Source organism: Maribacter sp. 4G9, assembly GCF_002742265.1.
Classification (GTDB): Bacteria; Bacteroidota; Bacteroidia; order Flavobacteriales; family Flavobacteriaceae; genus Maribacter.
Genome location: NZ_MDGL01000022.1, coordinates 12,771 through 32,761 on the forward strand (window position 1 = coordinate 12,771; position 19,991 = coordinate 32,761).

At 39.1% G+C, this 19,991-nt stretch carries 27 protein-coding genes; 23 read left to right on the top strand and 4 right to left on the bottom strand.

What is annotated here, in order from left to right:
- The 13 genes from BFP75_RS02335 (at position 1) to BFP75_RS02395 (ending at position 12,897) form a co-directional block, all read left to right on the top strand.
- Positions 1-1,626 carry a type IV secretory system conjugative DNA transfer family protein gene (locus BFP75_RS02335; protein WP_099543068.1) on the top strand — a complete coding sequence of 542 codons (1,626 nt, stop codon included), beginning with the start codon at positions 1-3 and terminating at the stop codon, positions 1,624-1,626.
- A 41-nt stretch (positions 1,627-1,667) separates the two neighbouring features.
- A complete protein-coding gene (locus tag BFP75_RS02340; RefSeq protein WP_099543069.1) occupies positions 1,668-1,958 on the top strand; it encodes a hypothetical protein in 291 nt (96 codons plus the stop codon).
- 1 nt (position 1,959) lies between these two features.
- Positions 1,960-2,307 carry a hypothetical protein gene (locus BFP75_RS02345; protein WP_099543070.1) on the top strand — a complete coding sequence of 116 codons (348 nt, stop codon included), beginning with the start codon at positions 1,960-1,962 and terminating at the stop codon, positions 2,305-2,307.
- Complete coding sequence (locus tag BFP75_RS02350; RefSeq protein ID WP_099543071.1) at positions 2,252-4,681, top strand: DUF3875 domain-containing protein; 2,430 nt, start codon at positions 2,252-2,254, stop codon at positions 4,679-4,681. The genes BFP75_RS02345 and BFP75_RS02350 overlap by 56 nt, the downstream gene beginning before the upstream one ends.
- A 3-nt stretch (positions 4,682-4,684) precedes the next feature.
- A complete protein-coding gene (locus BFP75_RS02355) occupies positions 4,685-5,248 on the top strand; it encodes a hypothetical protein (RefSeq protein ID WP_099543072.1) in 564 nt (187 codons plus the stop codon).
- On the top strand, positions 5,245-6,057 hold the full coding sequence (locus BFP75_RS02360; RefSeq protein WP_099543073.1) for a hypothetical protein: 813 nt from the start codon (positions 5,245-5,247) through the stop codon (positions 6,055-6,057). Before BFP75_RS02355 ends, BFP75_RS02360 begins: the two co-directional genes overlap by 4 nt.
- A complete protein-coding gene (locus BFP75_RS02365) occupies positions 6,057-6,662 on the top strand; it encodes a VirB8/TrbF family protein (protein ID WP_099543074.1) in 606 nt (201 codons plus the stop codon). Before BFP75_RS02360 ends, BFP75_RS02365 begins: the two co-directional genes overlap by 1 nt.
- Position 6,663: 1 nt before the next feature.
- A complete protein-coding gene (gene traM / locus BFP75_RS02370; RefSeq protein WP_099543075.1) occupies positions 6,664-7,668 on the top strand; it encodes a conjugative transposon protein TraM in 1,005 nt (334 codons plus the stop codon).
- Entirely contained in the window at positions 7,665-8,597 is a 933-nt protein-coding gene (locus BFP75_RS02375) for a DUF4138 domain-containing protein (protein WP_099543076.1), read from the top strand. Before traM ends, BFP75_RS02375 begins: the two co-directional genes overlap by 4 nt.
- Positions 8,598-8,599: 2 nt before the next feature.
- Positions 8,600-9,127 carry a conjugal transfer protein TraO gene (locus BFP75_RS02380; RefSeq protein WP_099543077.1) on the top strand — a complete coding sequence of 176 codons (528 nt, stop codon included), beginning with the start codon at positions 8,600-8,602 and terminating at the stop codon, positions 9,125-9,127.
- Between the two features lie 14 nt (positions 9,128-9,141).
- Positions 9,142-11,544 carry a TraQ conjugal transfer family protein gene (locus BFP75_RS02385; protein WP_099543078.1) on the top strand — a complete coding sequence of 801 codons (2,403 nt, stop codon included), beginning with the start codon at positions 9,142-9,144 and terminating at the stop codon, positions 11,542-11,544.
- A 44-nt stretch (positions 11,545-11,588) separates the two neighbouring features.
- On the top strand, positions 11,589-12,224 hold the full coding sequence (locus BFP75_RS02390) for a hypothetical protein (RefSeq protein WP_099543079.1): 636 nt from the start codon (positions 11,589-11,591) through the stop codon (positions 12,222-12,224).
- Between the two features lie 76 nt (positions 12,225-12,300).
- Positions 12,301-12,897, top strand: coding sequence for a M23 family metallopeptidase (locus BFP75_RS02395; RefSeq protein WP_099543080.1), 597 nt, complete (start codon positions 12,301-12,303; stop codon positions 12,895-12,897).
- A gap of 114 nt (positions 12,898-13,011) precedes the next feature.
- Here BFP75_RS02395 and BFP75_RS02400 read toward each other — a convergent pair whose 3' ends face one another.
- Complete coding sequence (locus BFP75_RS02400; RefSeq protein ID WP_099543081.1) at positions 13,012-13,287, bottom strand: hypothetical protein; 276 nt, start codon at positions 13,285-13,287, stop codon at positions 13,012-13,014.
- 221 nt (positions 13,288-13,508) lie between these two features.
- On the opposite strand from BFP75_RS02400, the gene BFP75_RS02405 reads away from it, so the two are divergent.
- Both BFP75_RS02405 and BFP75_RS02415 read left to right on the top strand, forming a co-directional pair.
- Positions 13,509-13,712 carry a hypothetical protein gene (locus BFP75_RS02405; RefSeq protein WP_099543082.1) on the top strand — a complete coding sequence of 68 codons (204 nt, stop codon included), beginning with the start codon at positions 13,509-13,511 and terminating at the stop codon, positions 13,710-13,712.
- Between the two features lie 199 nt (positions 13,713-13,911).
- Positions 13,912-14,166, top strand: a complete 255-nt coding sequence (locus BFP75_RS02415; protein ID WP_099543084.1) for a hypothetical protein — start codon at positions 13,912-13,914, stop codon at positions 14,164-14,166.
- Here the strand turns inward: BFP75_RS02415 and BFP75_RS02420 are convergent.
- Genes BFP75_RS02420 through BFP75_RS21680 form a run of 3 tightly spaced genes read right to left on the bottom strand, consistent with a single transcriptional unit; the run spans position 14,155 to position 15,032 of the window.
- Entirely contained in the window at positions 14,155-14,445 is a 291-nt protein-coding gene (locus tag BFP75_RS02420; RefSeq protein WP_099543085.1) for a hypothetical protein, read from the bottom strand. The two genes, BFP75_RS02415 and BFP75_RS02420, sit on opposite strands and share 12 nt — an antisense overlap.
- On the bottom strand, positions 14,432-14,911 hold the full coding sequence (locus tag BFP75_RS02425; RefSeq protein WP_123803299.1) for a hypothetical protein: 480 nt from the start codon (positions 14,909-14,911) through the stop codon (positions 14,432-14,434). Before BFP75_RS02425 ends, BFP75_RS02420 begins: the two co-directional genes overlap by 14 nt.
- Complete coding sequence (locus BFP75_RS21680; protein ID WP_165776522.1) at positions 14,883-15,032, bottom strand: hypothetical protein; 150 nt, start codon at positions 15,030-15,032, stop codon at positions 14,883-14,885. Before BFP75_RS21680 ends, BFP75_RS02425 begins: the two co-directional genes overlap by 29 nt.
- A 252-nt stretch (positions 15,033-15,284) precedes the next feature.
- On the opposite strand from BFP75_RS21680, the gene BFP75_RS02430 reads away from it, so the two are divergent.
- The 8 genes from BFP75_RS02430 (at position 15,285) to BFP75_RS02465 (ending at position 19,910) form a co-directional block, all read left to right on the top strand.
- Positions 15,285-15,590, top strand: coding sequence for a hypothetical protein (locus BFP75_RS02430; RefSeq protein ID WP_123803301.1), 306 nt, complete (start codon positions 15,285-15,287; stop codon positions 15,588-15,590).
- Between the two features lie 565 nt (positions 15,591-16,155).
- A complete protein-coding gene (locus BFP75_RS02435) occupies positions 16,156-16,611 on the top strand; it encodes a JAB domain-containing protein (RefSeq protein WP_099543088.1) in 456 nt (151 codons plus the stop codon).
- Positions 16,612-16,688: 77 nt separating this feature from the next.
- Entirely contained in the window at positions 16,689-16,892 is a 204-nt protein-coding gene (locus BFP75_RS02440) for a hypothetical protein (RefSeq protein ID WP_099543089.1), read from the top strand.
- Positions 16,893-17,116: 224 nt separating this feature from the next.
- Positions 17,117-18,055: a hypothetical protein gene (locus BFP75_RS02445; RefSeq protein ID WP_099543090.1), complete on the top strand. Its 939-nt coding sequence runs from the start codon at positions 17,117-17,119 to the stop codon at positions 18,053-18,055.
- Between the two features lie 166 nt (positions 18,056-18,221).
- Positions 18,222-18,431 (top strand): hypothetical protein, encoded by a 210-nt coding sequence (locus BFP75_RS02450; RefSeq protein ID WP_099543091.1) that lies wholly within the window; start codon positions 18,222-18,224, stop codon positions 18,429-18,431.
- A gap of 5 nt (positions 18,432-18,436) precedes the next feature.
- Positions 18,437-18,928, top strand: a complete 492-nt coding sequence (locus tag BFP75_RS02455) for a hypothetical protein (RefSeq protein WP_099543092.1) — start codon at positions 18,437-18,439, stop codon at positions 18,926-18,928.
- Positions 18,929-18,974: 46 nt separating this feature from the next.
- Complete coding sequence (locus BFP75_RS22045; protein ID WP_099543093.1) at positions 18,975-19,274, top strand: hypothetical protein; 300 nt, start codon at positions 18,975-18,977, stop codon at positions 19,272-19,274.
- A 282-nt stretch (positions 19,275-19,556) separates the two neighbouring features.
- Positions 19,557-19,910 (top strand): single-stranded DNA-binding protein, encoded by a 354-nt coding sequence (locus tag BFP75_RS02465; protein ID WP_099543094.1) that lies wholly within the window; start codon positions 19,557-19,559, stop codon positions 19,908-19,910.
- Positions 19,911-19,991 lie beyond the last annotated feature (81 nt).

Sequence of the window (19,991 nt, forward strand, 5' to 3'; positions counted from 1 at the left end):
ATGGAATATGTAAATCAATTTTTAGGGGCTTCGGACATTACACAAAGGGTTATCCTTGGTGTAAATGTAGTGTTCTTGCTCTATTATTTGATTTCCGCTTGGGCCAAGAACAAAATAGCGGTGTACGGAATAGCGGTTATGGCCATTACCATACTATACTTTTTTGTACAAAGATTCAGCGGCTTGAATTTCAAGGATTATTTTGTTTTTTATCAACTACCATCGATAGTAACGGCCTTGTTATTGTTTGTGTTATGGAAGTTGATCTTATTGATTGTCCCTGAAAGGAAACTAGGGGTTTTCGATATAAGGATCCAAAGAAAGAACGGCAAACCCATCGTTGTGAATATATTAAAAGGGGTTAGCGTTCAGGGGGCTGCCGGAAGTGGCAAAACCATTTCGATTGCCGGCTGGATTTTATACTGGATGGGTTCAAGAAATGTTCCTGGTCTAATCTATGATTATAAGGATTTTGAATTTGTAGAAATAATCAATTGGTTCTATAGGGATGCCGAGATACCGGTAAATAATTTCTCCCCTGCAGAACCCGATAAAAGTGTTCAACTAAACCCTATAGCCATACAAATTCTTGAAAAGAAAGAAGATGTTCTTTTAATGAGCAAATGCATAGTCAACAGCGTTCTTTCAAATGAAGATAAGGGAAACCCATTTTTTGTAAAGGCAGCAGAAGGGGCAATTACAGGGGCAATAATCAAATTGAAGGAAGATCATCCTAAATTTTGTTCTTTCTCCTATTTGGTGGCGATTTTTCTGGTCAAAGATGTAGACGGATTGGTAAGGTTCATAGAAAGCAATCCGAATGCAGCAAGACAAGGCAGGGCCTTTTTGGATAGCGCCGATTCATCAAAACAAATGGCAGGGGTAAAAGCCAGTCTGTCCAACGCCTTTAGGATGTTCGATGTACCTAGTATTATTCACAGTATGCAGAGCAACGAGATCAATCTTGCGCTGAATGATCAAGAGGAAAGATCGGTTTTGTGCATGGTAAACAAACCAAAATACGGGGAGATTTACGAACCACTTTTTTCTATCGTGGCCCAAGCGGTAATCCTTCAAATGAGCGAAAGAAACAGGGTTCCATCGTTTATCCTTTTGGACGAGGCACCAACTTTGAAAATACCAAAAATAGAGCGTGTTCCGGCAACAATGCGAAGTTTCAATATAGCTACTATTTATATGATGCAAGATAAAATACAAGCCGTAAACCAGTTATCGTTAAATGTAATGAAAGAAATTCTGGCCAACCTATCGACCCTGTTTTTCGGAAAGACCAACGACCCCGACACAGCTAAATTTTTTGAAAGTTATTTTGAGGATGTCAAAATAAAACAAAAGTCGATTTCCAAAAAAAACGGAGCGTTTTTTGAGGCTACCGATGCGAGGACCACCACAAGCGAAAGGGATGAAAAGAAACACAAATCCTATGAAATGTTCCAAAGGAGAACAGGGCAGTTCTTTGTTTTTGATGATAAAGGGCAAAACTTTGATGCCAGTATAAAAATGCCAAGAATTATTACAGAACCAATAAAACCATTGAATGCAGTAACCGATTGGGAGGTCCAACGCAGTTACGATTCAATATTCAAAAACGCAGTCAATTTATAATCGATATTTAACTATAATTTTTAATCTAAACTTTTCACATTATGAAAAAATCAATTTTATCGCTAGGACTAATTTTGTTCGCCATTTCCCCAATCTTGGCACAGCAAAACCTTGGGTTGGAACAGGGCGCAGAATCCCTTTGGGACGAAGTTAAAGGGGCGGCAGTTTATATTTTGGCAGCCGTCTTTTTGGTGTCCGCAATAGCCAATAGTGGCAAGCTTACGGGAGAGAACAGGGATTATATGGGCTTCTTTAGGGGCATTTTGCTTTGGTTCGCTGCAATTACCATAATCGGGGGCGTGATCACGTACATTTTATCCTTAAAGTTCTAAGATGGAAAAAGGGAATTTACCGCCATATCGTTTACGAGTGGAGAAAAACATCAATAAGAAAGCGCTATTGCTAAAATTGAGTTTCAATTATTTCTTCGTTTTTGTCGGGGTGCTTTTCGCTTCCCTGGGCATTCTACTGGTAAGCTTTTCAGGTAAGACCCTCTTCCTTGTCATTATACTGAACGTAATCTCTTTTATGGTTATCCAGTATTTTGACCGAACCGATATTTTGGATGAAATAAGCTCCAAAAAGCTACCTGGATCCATAGACAACAACCTTTATGAATTAAAAGATGAAAACAATCCAATTATCAACAAATCCTCCGATACTGAGCACAGAAAACAATAGTTTTCTATCGAATAACGGGGATACTGTCTTTGCATATACTTTGGTTCTGCCCGAGATTTTTACCCTTGGGAAAGAGGACTATATCGCTATGCACGATTTTTGGTTCAGGGCATTACGTCAATTGCCGGTTTTCAGCTATGTACACAAACAGGATATTTTTATCAAACAATTATATGACGGGGAGAATCTGCCCGATAACACTTTCATACAAAAGGCGACCAAAAGACATTTTTCGGGGAGGGAATATTTTCTGCATTTTCCATTACTTTTTATCGGGAACAGGGGCAAGAGCTTCCTAAAGAACCCATCGCTTTTCAATCCCTTTGCCACATTGGTAAAAAAGGACAAATTATTAGCTGAGTTCGAGAGGGACGATACTTTCAAATCCGAGGTGTCCAAATGTATTGATTTCCTCAATAATTCAAAGTATATAAAAGCGGTACCGCTTACGCCCGATGATCTGTATCTGTTACAGGAAAATTACTTCAACGGGTTTCATAGCAACACCTATTATGATTCAGACCTCGAGGACACCAGCAACGGAAAAAATTGTATTTCGGTAGGCAATAAAAGGATTGGCGCCTTCTCCATCAACAAGATAAAGCAGTTTCCCGAGCATATAGATATTTACAAAAGGGACAACGATTACAGTTCCAAAAAATTCGAGTTTTTTAAGGGTTTGGGCGATGATTTCGGTTTTAGGATCCCACACGACCATATCTATAACCAAATCATCTATCTGGACAATCACCACAGTAAAAAGGAGGCTCTAAAAGAGCAGGGCAGAAGATTAAAGGGTGCGGAGGGCTTTGATACCGAGAACAAGGATGCGGGGGAGGATGTAAAAAAATACTTGTCGGAACTCAATAGGGACGAACAAAAAATATTGGTCCAGGGGCATACCAACATTATTTATTACGCATCGAGCGACAAAGAATTCGATAGTTGTACCAACTATATCGAAACCCTTTTCAAACTTCACGATTTTAGGCCCCAATATCCAAAAAAAGAGGTATTAAAAGAGCTTTATATCAATTCTTTCGGGGGTTTTTCAGGTAGTATCAGCAAGAACCGGATGTACGATACGGAACTGCAAATATGCACGGCACTTTTCTTGAACGTTACTTCCTACCGCAATGATGACGAGGGCATCGTTTTTTCGGATAGGTTATATAACATCCCCGTGATCAGGGATGTTAGGGATGAACTCAAAAGACGTATCAAGGCGTGGAATTTTTCAATATACGCCCCAACGGGCGAAGGAAAGTCCGTTTTGGCCCAACACATTTTCAGACAGTTCAACGAGTTCGGCTATAAGAGCGTAATTTTTGATATTGGGGGCAGTTTCAAAAAATTGGCATTGCTCTTACCGAAAGAAACGACCTTGTTCTTTTCATTTGAACCGGGAAAGCCCTTACCGTTGAACTCTTTTAATGTTGCGGACCCCCTAGGCATCGATACGTTAAAACTCAAAAGTCTGGCGGAATTTGTCTTTAAATTGTGGCAGCCCGAAAACGATATTGAACCGGATGTTGAAACGGCCCTGATCAAGATTCTAAAAACCTATTACGAGAATGTTTCAAAGGGCTTTTCATTCCCGAGTTTTTACGAATTCGTAAGGTCCAATAAGGATAAATTGCTTGCGCATTTAGGAATCGAAACACGTTTTTTCGATGCGGATAAATTTTTGTTCTCATGTTCCAGGTTTGTAAAGGACGGGGCGTATGCCTATCTGTTCAACGACATAGAGGACAGCAGCCACTTGATCGACGAAAAGGATTATATCGTTTTCGAGTTCGACAAGGCACAGGACGACCCGACCGCCCTGTCCATATTGATGTTGATAGGGAGCGAGGCGGTCAAAAAATTGATTTGGGAGGATAAGGCCACACCTGGCATTATCTTTTTTGACGAGCTTGCCAAATTCATTAAATACAAGGTTATCCGTGATACCGTTGTGTTCTTCTACCAAGCAATACGTAAACAGAACGCATCGGTAGGTTCGGCCCTACAAAGCCCTTCCCAATTGCCCATTGGGGAAGATACAAGCGCAATGATAGACAATACACAGGTCTTGTACATCCTATACAACGAAAAGGGCTATGCGCCACTTGTAGAGCGTTATTCCCTATCCGAACATCAACACACATTATTAAAATCCCTAACGTCCATCAATGATATGGACACCGATAAAAAGTTCGTTGAATTTGCCCTGATCATAGGGCGTGATATTTGGATCTTGCGTATAGAACTACCCAAAGAGGCATTAAAATTATACCAGACCGATGGAAAGGAATATGAAGAAATAATGCAGCTCTATGAAGAAAAAAGAGATATGGAAAAAGCAATATTAGAACACATAGAAACACATTGAACCATGAAAAATTTAGTCAGCATTATTTTAATTCTATGGGTTGTTTCAACCCGCGCACAAATCCCAACCGTCGTCAACGATCCACAAGCGAACTCGTCGCTGGTAACTCGGATTTCCCAAGGTGCCGCGCAGGTAAAGAACGGAATCACACAAATTAAGCTTTTGAAGGATGCCAAGGAAATTGTCAGCAAAGTGAACACCGTTCTAAGGGATGTCAACGAGATCGAGGAAATCTATACCATTCAAACCAAAATACTCAATAATTCGACCCGAAGTGTAAAGAAAATAAGGGACACCAAGCTTTTCACGACCAAGGAGCTTAACAATATCAACAAAAGCTACAACCTTGTCCTGGACAACGCAATCAAGTCATTGGATGCATTGGACAAGCTTTTGACAAACAACCTATTCAAAATGGACGATGCGGAGCGTTTGAAATTCATAAAGGAATTGAAGCGGGAATTACAGCAAAGCTATGTTGCTACCCAAGTATTGTATACCAAGTATATAAACATGGCGGAACAAAGGGCAAGAAAACAAATTTTCGCCAAAACAAGTAATTTATGATCGACCTTAGTTACGATTTTATAGAGAATATATTTTCGGGGATTTTTTCCAATGAAGCCGCTTATTGGTGGAGTGCCAGTTATAAACTGTTGGCCATCAGTTTTTTTCTGCTCACGTTTTATTCCAACGTGCTTTCGACCAGGCTCGATTGGGGAGAGGCAACACTACCCTTTGATAAAAGCAAATTTATCAATGCCATCATAGTTATTCTATTATTGGCCTCATACGATAGAATATTGATATTGTTGGATGCCATATTATCCCCCCTGGACAGTTGGGTCAACACCTATGATTCCTTTGACCACGAACTTTTTAATGAAGAAGTAGAGGATGCCGAAGAAGATCTGGGAGCGATGGCATACCTGAAAAAAGCTGCCGTTTTGGTTATGGAAACATTGGAAAACCCCTTTTCCATAATGGTCAAATTGGCCTATGTTGTCTTTTGGTTTTTGGACAATCTGATTTATGGGATTTTCCTAGTTGAAAGGTTCTTCTTTTTAACGGTGCTGAAAATTTTGGGACCCATTGCATTTTCGTTGAGTGTGTTTGAAAAATTCAGGGATATTCTTTACAAATGGTTTAAACTTTATGTAGCTGCGTACCTTCTGATATTGCCTTTCTTTTTAGTTATTTATATCACGAACGAAATATATAGGGAACTTAATTTGAAAGCCGAAGCCATGCCCCTTATTGACATACTGCCAAATATTAAATATTCGGTCTATGCCACTATTATCGGGGTTTCATTTTTCATAAAATTAAGACTGTTCAAAAAATCATCGGAGTACGTATATAAACTGTTTGCCTAATGGAAAAGACCAAAAGAGAAATATATAGATCCTTGGCCAAGAATAACGCCACCTCAAGAGCATCGATAATAGGCCTTGTGCTGGTATCGTTTGCAGCAATGCTAATTGTTTATCTAATGCATATAAACCATGATAGATATGTTTATGGGCTATCAAAGGACAAAAGCCTATTGCCTTTGGAATTGATTGAAAAAGAGGACCTGGAAGATGTGTACGAAAAAGGCCATATAAGCCACTTCATCAGCCTTTTTTATACGGTCAATCAGTTCAATTATAAAGAGCAGATAGAAAAATCGTTTTGGCTAATCGATGATAGTGGTAAACGGCTTTATGAGGACTATACAAAAAGGGGGCATTACAACAATCTCATCCAGTCCTCGTCCGACCAGTACGTAAAGGAAATCAACATTGTTACCAACGATGAAAACAATTTCAAGGCAGCCATTTTGGTCGCTATCAACAAACCGAACCAAAAGGATGCCAGGCTTTATAAAATAATCGTCGAGGGCTCTTTTGAAAAGACAGCGGCCGATTATCCCAAAAACCCATACGGATATATGATTTATAATTTCAGGGAAACGCAGTACAGCGAAATTACGGAGTAAAATGGAAAGATTAATTGAAAGAATAAAGGAATTGGAAGCCCCACAAATAGTGATTTATTCGCTATGCGCGATTGCCTTCACAATCTTGTGCTATGGCATATTTAGCGGGGGGGACGATATAGAAAAAGTCAATACAACCAATACTTTAGAGCTTCCCGAGGACGGTCGCCCGGTTACCAACTACGAAAGTAAAATGGAGGCTTACGGCGTTAAGGAAGAAAGGGACAACGGGATCGATCTGGATTTTGACAGCGATTTCTTTTCAAAAGACAGCACGGGGATTTCCGAAACCGAACAAGCTTATAGGGATAAGCTGAATAGTCAAATCGCGGAAATCGAATCCAAGAACGATTCCGGTATTTATGACGAAGAAGATAGTAGGATCATCAAGGATCTACAGAATGAAATCGCAAACGAAAAACCTAGAAAAAACCCTGTTGCCAAATCTAATAATTATCCCGACACTCCAAAATTGAGCTATGAGGAAAAATTACAGAAAGCCAGGGAAGCACGTTTGGGCAACCAAAAAGTAAGCGAAACACCAACGATCCAAAAAATAGAAACAAGGGCCGCAATATTTCGTGACCAATTCAGGTTGCCAGGGGAACTGGTCGAAATGGTATTGACCAAAAGTTTTAGACATGGGGGAAAAACCTTTGAAAAAGGTACGCCTATATATGCCGATCTGAACATCAATAAATCAAGAGTTTTATTCGAGATCACCAATATAGCGCACGTACCCTTAAAAGTGGAAGTACGTGATATTAGGGATGGAAGGATAGGCATGTATTCCACAAGAGCGGGGGAACTATGGAAAAGATACGAGGCAGAGGCGATAAATCGCACGGCCCAATCCGTAGGGGATGAAATCACTACCAATAGAATACTTTCCAGTTCGATAGATGCTATTTCTGGTTTTTTCCAAAAGAAAAGGCTAAAGGAAAATGAAAAAATATTGCTCCTGAATGACCAGGAACTAATCGTTTATATAATTGAAGAACTATGATGAAAAATTTAATTTTTATACTACTAATATTCCCCCTATTTCTTTTCGCCCAAAAAGAGATAGAGGTATCGGAAGGCTATACAACAATATTGATTTTCCCTTCGGAAATAGAGGAACCCATTTTGGGCAACGAACAAGAGTACTTTATCAAAGAACCTAAAAATAGCAGTGCGATCGGTAAAAGAATCATCCGACTTGGGTATTTAAAGGTGGATAAAGTCGAAAAGAACACCAACCTGACCGTTTTTACAAAAGACGGCAACAGCTATGAGTTTTTACTCAAATACGCGAGTATCCCGAACAAACTAAACCATCATATCGCTCTAAGTGAAAGTGCCGCCAATCTGCTGAATAACCCTAAATCCGAAAGAAAAAAAGAGGGCAAAGAAATAGTTAAGGTCAAGGATTCGTATTACTCGGAAGGTATAGTTACATCTGAAGGGAAAGAGGCAAAAGGACCCAAACAAGATTTGGAAAAGCTTTATGTAAGCGACAAGATCGCATATATAAACCAAAGGTGCGCACCTGTCAACAATATGCCCAAGAAAATATTCAAGACGTTCAATAAGTCCGGGAACATCAAGTTGACCTTAAAACAAATCAGTTATGCCAAGGACGAGCTTTATTTTCATTTATTGCTCGAAAACGACGGAGGGCAGACCTTTGATGTTGATTTCATAAATACTCGTCTTGCCAGGGGGTATAAAGGCGTAAGCACCGACCAGAGCATCCCATTGACCCCTATTCTCGTATATGAAAGACCCACAAGGGTAAAGGGAAATACGGGAGCGGATTTCATTATGGTTTTCAAAAAGTTTTCAATCAATGATAAAAAAGAATTTCAAATCGATTTGGCCGAAAAGAACGGCGAAAGAGATTTGTTGTTAAGTATCAATAATAAATTAGTCAATAATCCCGTAAAACTTTAAAAATGAAGAAAATTGTTTGCATTTTAATGCTCTCCGTCCAAGCCCTTTGTTTTTCCCAAGAATCCAGTCTGGGAATTTCAGGAGGGTACACAACCAACGGTTTCGGTGTCCAAGCAGGATATTATAATACCCTAACGGACACCGGGGAACTACAGATTACATTGTTCGCTTCGGTAGCCGAAGAAAAAACACCGTTTGTTGACATTCCCTATAACGACATCAGTCTCAATGTAGGTTACTTTTATAAGTTAGTTCAAGACAGATACAACAGGTTCCATCTTGCCCTTGGGGGAGGCGGTCTGGTGGGTTATGAAGTCCTTAACGGAGGAAACAACGAATTGGACAATGGCGCCCTAGTAGATGGAGAAAGCAAACTTATCTATGGTGGCTTTGTTGGTGGGGAATTGGTTTATTTCATTTCCGACACATTCGCCTTGATGGGGGTTGCCAACGAATTTTATCATCTTAACAGCGATATTGGAAACCTATCATTTTATGGAGGTTTAGGAGTCAAATACACATTATTTTAAAACCCCACTACGATATGAAAAATTCAATTAAATATATTGCCGCCTTGGCCGTTGCGCTATTGGTAATATGGGCTTGCGATAAAGAGGTAAATATTATATCCAGTTTTGACTTTACCCTGGAAGAAAGCCACGAAGAAGAAAGCACTATTAACTTTGCTCAAAGAACCACTTTGACGGTAGTACCTGAAAAAGTGGTAAACTCGGCCGTCTACTCCCTTAAATACGAGGTGTTAGACGGAGAGGGTGTTTATTTAGATGCCAATGGTAATGAATTGCCAAATGATGAATTTATACAGTTTGATTCCTTGCGCAAGGAGTTATTTTATAAAGGCGGCGCGGTCAATCAAGATAACGTGCGGATTACCGTTAGGGACGGGGAAGGAAAGGAGAAAACCATCGAGATTCTTTACAATGTTAAGCATAATGAATATACACTCGAGGCGACCACACCAATCAATCAGGTTAATGTTAACGAAAGCAGGTCATTTTCCGTTAGCATTTTCAATACCGGAAAAGATAAATCGGTTACGCATGAAAGGGCTTTTTTCCTTATTCAAGGAAGTGGCGAAATAACAAATGCAGACGAAAGCCAAGAAATCGAAAAAGAAAAGTACGAACCGATTATTGATGGTACCTACGGTTTCAATATTCAACTTTTGGAACCAGGGGAATCAAAGTTGGTTGTCGCTACAAGGGATAGCAACGGACAAGTTAAAAACGATACACTGACCTACAATGTAAACGTTGTTGATTTTGCCTTTACTGCAGACCCCGCCAAAAATTCTGCCTTTGTTGGAGAGGATGTAAACGTCAATTTTACCTTAAACGAAAATCAGGGAAGCGGTGGCCAATATCAAATGCGATATGTGATAGAGGAAGGGAACATAACCATGACTTCTGGTGGTAGTCCAGTCCAGGCAGGCACTTTGACAAATGTTTCTCTAGGCAATTTTTCTTGGACAGCTTCGATAGAAACCCAACAACTCGTTAGACTTAAGTTTTTCGTTCGTAACGAATCAGGGGTTGAAAAAGAAGGAGAGGTTACAATAAATGTAAATAGTGGTTCATTTGAATTTGACCCAGTTCCTGTTACCACATCTACATTTATAAACAATAAAGTTACCTTTAATTCAAGTATAACTCAAATTGGACCCGCAGCACCACCATATAATTTAACTTTTAGTTCTACTGGAAATGGAACGGTCGAATATAACGGAACTACATACGCAGCCGGTCAAATAATTCCAAATTTAACAGTCCTAGCTTTTTCGTTTGATTATACTGGCACGTCCGTAGGGCAGCACGATATAGTTTTCACGTTAAAAAATGCCAATGGGATAACCGTAATAGTTCAAAGAGAGCTGACCTTTAGTGCGGGTACTTTTGATTTTAATCCAATAACATCACAGAGCACAGCAAATCTAAATGAATCGATAACCATTAATTCGACTATTACTGAAACAGGTGGAGGGCAATCCCCTTATAGCCTTACATTTAGCTCTACGGGTACAGGAACTATGGAATACAACGGCAGTACGTATTCAGCAGGGCAGACCATACCCAACATTACAAGCCTTGCCTTTTCTATGGATTATACGGGTTCGACCTCTGGTCAACATCAAATTTCATTAACCCTGACAAATTCAAATGGTTTGCCCGTAAGCAAAACGGTAACGATTACCTACAATGTGACAACATTTGATTTTTCGGCAGCGACGACATTAACTAGCATTAAAGCGAACAACCCCGCTACACAGAATTTTAATTTGACCCAAACGGGCACGGAACCATTAACCTATACGCTTTCGTTCACATCTACGGGAACAGGAACTTTAGCCTATAACGGTGTAACCTATAATCAGGGCCAGATAATAGCGGGCATTGTCCCCGGTTCTTTTTCGGGCGAATATACTGGCACGTCCGTAGGTGGCCACGCTATAAAATATAGGCTTACCGCTTCTAATGGAGATTTCATTGAAAAGACCGTAAATATAGATGTTGAAGTAGACCCCTTTTTGACGGTTAATACTTGGAGCCTTCCAGATACATATCTGTATGGGAATAGGACATTCAGGGATCTAGATGTTGGATTTTCTAATAATTTTATTGAAACCAATCCAGAACTTACGGGGGATTTAAAAATGAAGTGGGAGCAAACCGGAAGCGGTGGGCAAATTGATGCTATAAACCTAAACTATCTTATCATTAATTCCATAGGCACACCCTCATCCGTTAATGCAACACCGGAAGACACGTTTGTTAATATACCCAACAATCAAGATTTCACAATTCTTTTTAATTATGCCAGGATTGGAGCAGGTGTAGGCGCGGGTAACTTTGACCAATTTTTATTCACCATTACAAATGGTTTTCAAACCGTAACATATCAAATACGATTTATAACAACAGCGCCATAATGAATTGGTATGATTTTTGTTAAATATATATTAAACGTCTTATTATGAAAAAAATATTAATATTTCTGTTTATCGTGGGCTTTTATAGCTGCAACGACAAAGAGCCGTTACCAGTGGAAAGTTTTAATGTAGATTATAGTTTGGTGTCTAGAACCGACACAGCATTAAATTTTTCATTTGATGTTGTAGATACTGATTTTCCTTCCTATACAATTTCGTCAATTGTTCCGAATATTAGTTGTTGTCAGGGAACTTTTCTTTTGGAAAACAATGTTGATGGCAGTATAAACGGCACAAGTTTATCAAGCTCAACCGTTTCTGGAAACAATTCATTTGATTTAACTATCGAAAATTTTGTTGATGGCATGAATTATTTGACTATTCAGGTTGATAATGGTTTTGACCTCTATTTTTATTCTTTTCAATTCTATTATGACTTGAACACGAATGAAGTAGACTATCTAAACGTAATAAGGGCAAATGAATCAGCCCCCGATTATTTTACCGCCATATTTAAATATGATTTCTATACCAATTCAAATATTAACGTTCTTGTTGAACTAGAGCAGGGTATAAGAGAAGAACCTCTTTACAGGCTCCCGAATGGTGCCGGGGAATTTAGGTACGTAACAAGCGGTGGTGGAACCGACATACTTAAATCGACCAGGGAAAAAATATAACGGTTTATGGACCGTTCTTAATTTACAAGATCAAAGATTAGCCCCTCATGAATTGAGGGGCAACTTTTTTAAAATAATGAAGTGTTTTTTTTCAATCTTCTTTCTATTCATAATCCAAGTCTCTTTTGCTCAAGAAAACAAAACGATAGACTCTTTGGTGGTAAAATCTTTGTCGCAAGCTTCGGATACGGTAAAGGTTATGAAGATTATAAATATTCTCGGGGAGAACTATGCCTATTACAAAAGCAGATTTGAATTTATACCATCGATAAATCCACTCAACCCAAAAAAACTAAAACGTATTTCCTCTAAGTTCGGCAAGCGTTTCCACCCCATAGACAACAAGACCAAAAGGCATCTAGGCATCGACATTTCTTCAAAAAAAGGAACGGCGATACATGCGAGCGCAGCCGGAACCGTTATCGAAGTCATAATCTCAAATGACGGCTATGGCAACCAAGTAATCATAAAGCACGATTATGGTTTTACCACTCGCTACGCCCATATGCACAGCTCAATAGTTAGTGAGGGAGAGGCCATCAAAAAGGGCAAAATCATAGGTTTCGTCGGAAACTCTGGAAAGAGCAATGGCCACCATTTACACTATGAAATATTAAAATATAATCTAGCGATAGACCCCTACCCTTTCTGTTTTTTGAATTTAGATCAATAAAATTTCTCCACAAACCCCCACATCATTGTCTCCGGAAGCCAGAAAATATTTCTGAAGAACACAATGATGTAGATGTTATTAATTAGTTGAGAATTTTTTTTCGGCTTTGACCCATCATCGATTATCCAAATTTAGCATTTCGTCCAACAAAGCCCGTGGTTCCAAATTGCCCGTAATCTCCGTGAGCTTTCGGTCTATCCTGAAATAATCCATATCATATTTATGAGCCTCCCGGGTTCCGGCCAAAGGCTTTCTTATATCATCGATTCCCGCAAGCATACCATCCAAAAAAACAATGTTCATCATCCTTCGGTACTGATCGTCCGACAAGTTGGGCTGCCCCCTCTCCTTGACCAAATTACCAAAATATTTTGCGTAACCTTTTCTCATGATATTAAATTCATTAAGTCTAGCGATTCATGGCCCACTTGCTTTTTGAAGACATGCTCCCAATCTTGCCATAAGGCCAAGCCTGTCAAAGTTCACAAAAAAATAAAAACGAGAGTCAAATATTGATGGTTTTTAATAATTACTTTAGCCAGAGCAATAAGAATTGACTGATACAACATGAAAGCCCCAGTCATTGAATACCATACAAAGCACAATAAGGGATGGGAAGTATATATAAATACACGATAATAGATCGAACGCAGGTTGATGTTGTGCGAAACGGGCGAGGGCACATGGAAGAGCTAAGGACTCTTTTGCCAAGTGAAATATTCGCCGTTATCAAATTGGTGGATGGGACCGATGGTCCATTGGACATCAAGGTGGATACCGGCAAAATGAGCTATGAGATAAAGAAGTCCAATTGAAAAGGACCATGATCGATTATGATCGCAATGCACAATTGGAATTTTTCGATGGCCCGAGATTCAACAAGTACCGACTAGGCGATATTGAGTTTGTCGAAAAAATCTTACGTCCGTATAAAAATAGATTTAAAATGCTTTTATTTGTAGTGTATGGAAATTCCCATGTTTTTGCCTATATCTTGAAGTAAACCTAACCATAATGAAGCTTTATGATTTCTTGATATTGAGCAACGAAGAGCAAATGGCCCAGATCATGCTCCATGGCGCCCTGATAACCAAACTATGGGAGAAAGACCGTTTGTTCGTGCTTTATTCGCTCGGTACTTTCTTTTTTGAAATGGAATACCACGGTAATCCGAAATCTGCCAAACAAGAAGCCTTATTGGTGCGCAAACATGTATTCAGTACAGGTGTAAGAATGGAAAAGTACCTGGCTTCAGATCTAGCGATCTAATGCGCCCTTATCTTTTAGTTCCAATAACATCTGATGGACTTCCCTGTACATCTTTTCCTTACTTTCCCTATCGTCCAATCTACCCATGATATCATGACGTTCATAGGTATATATCGCTGCAAATTCCTCAATGTCGTCAATCTTGAAGTCAATGTATTTCTGGAAAACATCGGTCCTACTGAGCGCATACAACTTGTCGTCGTTGAACGCGTCGAACCAGAGCCAAAGGCTCTTTTTGGCCACGGCCAAAAACTTAATGACCGATCTAAGAACCCGCATGTTCGCCCTCCCCTTTTTTAAGGTTCAACTTACTTCTGTGGTCGAGAATGTAGGCGGCAAGAACACCTATTGTTGCCGCGATGGTAATATAAAATTTTGTGCTTGTGGAATTAAAGGTGGTTTCCTTGGCGTTGAAGAGGATAACAGCAACAGTATAGCCGCTCAAAATAACCGGAACGGCCAATGCAATACGATAGAATTTGCCCTTGGCATCCATCATCCAGCCCACAAAACCGATATGGGCGAAAAGATAGATCATAAGCGTATAAAGGAATATGCGGTATGAACTAAACCCCATTATTTTACCTTGGGAATCCGTAAAAAGTTCTTCCGCCCCAATTATCGGAATTCCCTCTCTTGTTCCGGATTGGTCGGTAATGACATCATGAAAATAAGGCAGGGTCGATACCACTACGATACCGACCACCGCCAATAACTCACATAACGTCTTCTTCTTTAATCTCATCTTTATCTATGGACTGCTCATAGAGCTGGTCCTCTTCTGCGGTAGATGTGTTCTCACAAGATGCGAATACACCTAATCCGAATACGATGGCCATGGCCAAAAATAACTTTTTTGCTTTCATAATTGTTAAATTTTAAAGGTTTATAAGCCTTTATCTAACTATGAAAACAGCCAAAAATTGCATTTTATCGGCAATATCTTACGAATAAACGATGATAATCGCAATAAAATACCTACAAAAAAGATGTTAAACAAATATAGTTAATTCTTACAAAGAACTGGATTATCCCCTGTATTTTCGTTGTTTGGAAACAGCACCCTATATTTGGTACAAGCCCCCAATACCTTAGATCGCTTTGGCAATGGAGAACAAATGGAGTACTACAAAGATTATAAGGGGATCGACTTTCGTGTTTCGTACAGCCTGAACCGTCATTGTCCAGGCCGTCTGGGTTTTGCCGCACAGCCTTTCGAACGGATGGCCGACAAGGGATCCAATGACGATCAAAAGAACTATTTGATGTACGGGATGGTGGAAAAAGGGGAAACGCTACAGGTCGGGTTCAATGGTTTCGCTATCAATATGACAGAGAGTTTCCATAGTCGTTTGGGGCTATTGTATGAGGCTATTTTGAAGGAATATAGAAATGTTGTCCTGAAAGATAAGCAGGGCATCTGACGGGCTATTGCTGCAATCATTTCTAGCCGTTCTAAACAGCTTATGGGCTTGCGGTAGCGTCTTGTCGCTTCCTCGTCCCAAACATGCTAAGAACCCCGTTAAATGGATTTTCACGACTATCCCTGATGTACTTTCCAATGTTGCTGCGGAAGTTGGAAATCTATCCGTCTCTTAAGACCATCCGAGCGACCCGCAAGACCAGGTCGCATCCGGAAGTCTTACCGCCTACTAAATTTCCAACCCCCTCACAACCGCACACAAGAGCAAGACGTTTCTCCATTCCTCTCCCGGGGGACCACCCCTGCCCTACGCCATCATTGCTACGAGGTGGATCCTCACGGGACCATTGCGAAAGTGTTGCACTTGCCCTGCCATTGCGCTCTTAAAAAAGAAATCGGAATAAGGGGGAATCAATATAGCACAAATTTAAGCCCGTAAAATATTCCCATCAAAAGACTACCGCATAATCAGGGGCAAACCCTCTTTTTATTCAGTTTCCTTTTGAGCTGAAATTTTACTACCACTTACACCCGTTCAAATATTGTTTCATCTAAAATTTAAAAACATGAAAAGAATCGCAACATTTAGGGATTATCTGGGAGAACTGACCGTTACCTACAAACGCACTGAAAAGTTCATCAAAAAAATCGGGAGTTCACAGGACGCAGCCGAGTTCATGCGACCCTATTTTGAGCAGTGCATGGACCACCAGGAAGAATTCAAGGTGTTGCACCTGAACAACAGCAACCAGGTGGTAAACATCCATCATGTAAGTTCTGGCTCGGATGTCGGGACCGTAGTGGATGTAAAGGCCGTCGTGAGGAACATCCTGCACATCAACACAAAATCTGCGATCTTGATACACAACCATCCAAGCGGGGGCACCAAGTTCTCGCAATCCGATATCGATCTGACCAGAAAAATCAAAGAAGCCTGCCTACTGTTCGATATCGTGGTCCTAGATAGCCTGATAATCACCAGGGAAACCTACAGATCAATGGCGGATGAAGGGGTTATATAGCCCCTTTTTTTCCGCTTATCGGAATAAACAATCAAAATTGATCTTGATTATATGTACGCAAATGCGTACATTTGAACATGAACTATGCAGAACAACACCTATTGCGCTGGCTTCAAGATAGGCCGCTTATCAATATCAGATTATTGGAAAGGGAATCAGGGGTACCGGAAGGAACCATACAACATTCCATTAACGAGCGCAGGGCATTGCCGGCAAAGCACTTTGAGGGTATTTCCAAAATCTTGTGCGAATATGGTTTTAAACCTTTATCGGCGGAATAAACGATGACTTTTTCATTAATTTTTTAACTTAGTCTTATAGGCAGGATAGCATCATTGATGCTATCCCATTGTTGGCGGTAATTCCCTATAACATTTTATGATTTTTAAGCGTAGTTGAATAAAATGAACTGGAAAAAGTAAATTTCGGTATGAAATTGATATTTTGCTACTTATTAAATATCAACTATATAAATTGTTATAAGCCAGAATTAAATCATAAATAAATGGGACTTTTTTCTTTATTCTCAAACAACAAAAACCAAGAGAAAAACCAAGAGAAAAAACTAGAATCAAAAATAGATGGAGAAAAAATTTTCTTAAAAAAACCATTTTTCACTTCACGAATTGAATACATTCCTGAATCAGACAGCTTTGAGATAGAAGATATTTTTGTGGAACCTGGTCAATATTTCAGAGCCAAGGAAACAATTTTAACTGTAGGTTCACTTATTCATGGGTCGGGAATTCTTTCAATAAGCCTACCGTTTTCTGGACAATTAGAAAAAATTTACCTTGAAACAGGTGGTTCGATTGGACTAAATGAACAAATTTTATCTGTCATTAAGATAGAAAATAATCAATTTATAGAAAACAAATTATTTGAACAGAATAAAGAACAATTGAATCAAACAGAAGTAGGCCTACTGACAGATGAATTCACCGATGAAAAAACAATTTGTTTTACAAAAATAGCAGGACAGGAAACACAATATTTTCACTTATATAGACATAAGGCTGATTTTGCTTTAGAATTTCTAGGACTAACGTTCACCAATCATAATGGATATCCTTATCTATCTTTAGTTTCAACTTCCAAGGAATTACCATTATCAAAAGGAGATTCAATAATATTCCTTTTTGAAAATAAAGAAAAGCTCGAAATCGTTTTTAACTCAGCATCCAATGGAAAAGGTTATTGGAGAACTAATAATACTAAACTGACATCCGAAAGTTTACAGATATTCCTTAAATCAAATCTTGTCAAAGCCAAAATTTCTAACAACAGAAAGAATATCTACGATATTTATGTTCTAGACCATGAATTTAAGAGAAATTATAATGAAGACTATCAACCACAATATTACTCTTTACTGGAAGGTCAATACCTAATTAAGCTTATGACCTCAAAATTTATAAAAATTAATCTGGATAACAAAATATAACTACCGCCAACAATCCCTATAATCCATTGCTGCGGATTTCCTAAACGGAAATCAGCGCAATTAGCTAACTTTGGCCCTAGACGGAAAAGTCCTACGGACATTTTCCGCAACAGATCGAGCCGAGACGTTGGCATTAATTTTGAAGATTTAACCAAAAACAGAAATTATGGATTATAAAGACATTATTCTTAGACTTAAAAGAACGAACCTTAAACTTACTGAAGCTGTTTCGATTAAACGCGAACTGAGGGAATTACCGCTTTCTAAAAGGATTGAAATAGTTGCCAGGTTAGAAGAAGAAAAGTATAAAAGTGACAACTCCGACATAAATGATGTTATAGATGACATTATAAATGAGTTCAAACCAAAAAGATAGTTGACTTGATTTGGGGACTGGACTTAACTGAAATCATAACGATATCAATATCTTCTTTAGCGATAATAATAAGCGTTTGGGACCGAATAGCTAATCGAAATGTTAATCGAAAGACTAATTTAAAAGCCGAAGAGGCGATTAGACTATCGCAAGGTGTAACGGAAATTGAGATAAGGAATTCAATAAGTAACGCTAGAAGTAGAGTTGACGATTTTAGACTCCAATTAAGGAATTTCAAATTAGAAAGACCAAAAGAAGATTTAAGTGCCCACGAAAAGATTTTTTATTCCATACTCGAAGATTATTTCAATCATTATGACAGAGCATGCCGATTGTACCTAGAAAACAAAATTGACACTAAAAGTTTCAAAAAGGAATATAAACTGGAGATAAAAAACATCGTTGAAAATAAAAATTACAAAAGATATTTTGAGCCAAAAAAACCTCGTTTTAAGGCGATTTTGAAAGTGCATAAAAGGTGGACAAAAAACAACTAATGCCAACATAGAAGCAAGTTTTAGCAATTAAGTTGTGCTTTTTAAAATGTTGCTTACACTACCCCGCCTAAAAGAAAGCGGAAGTCGCAAGTTGGGTGCCGCTAACCTATCGGGTTATTTTCCGTCATGGTTTTTCCCCAAAAACACACGCCGGAAAAATACTCTTGGGGGACAACCCAAGAGTACGCAGATCAACCTTGCTCAAGATTATATTTATCATTTCTATTCCGAACAGCTCGTTGTCCTTCCATCGACGGCAAAAGTAGCCTTTGAGGTTTGGCAAGCTGCAATGATTTTCCTAAAAATGGGATTGCCCCTCTTGCAGGGGATCCCACCCAATTTTTAGATTCGGTCGCATACTCCCAAAATCCTTTTGCGTGCCAATCAAAGCCAGGTGTTACAGCATCGACGGAGGGGCTAACTTCGTATTCGGGAAATGATAACCTCCTTAAAGGGTACTAAATAAAACTCCGTTACACTTCATTTTAAAATGTTAAAGTATTGAAAAACAGTAAGATAATATAAAAATAAACGTTAAATATGTTGCATATACTGTATATATATAGTATATTTAGTATGAATTAGAAATGTAACTAAAACCTAGTATTAATCTTTAATAACAATCATTATGAGCAGTATCAAAAATCATGTACAGTTGATCGGGAACGTAGGGCAAGACCCTACCATCACTAACCTTGAAAGTGGTAAAAAAGTGGCCCGTTTTTCATTGGCAACCAACGAAACCTACAGGGACAAGGAAGGAAAAAAGCAAACCGATACCAATTGGCATACCGTAGTCGCTTGGGGCAAGACCGCAGAGATTATCGAGAAGTATGCAAATAAGGGCAAAGAGCTGGGAATCGTAGGGAAGCTTAAAACACGTTCCTACACTACCGACGATGGAAACGAACGCTATGTTACGGAGGTTGAAGCAAGCGAGGTATTGTTGTTGGGAACACCTGAAAGCAAAGCTTCCGAATAGGAAGCATTAAAAAGGGGGCGTCTCCGTCCAAAGTTTCGCCCCCAAAAAATTAATTAATAATCCTATAATACATATAGAATC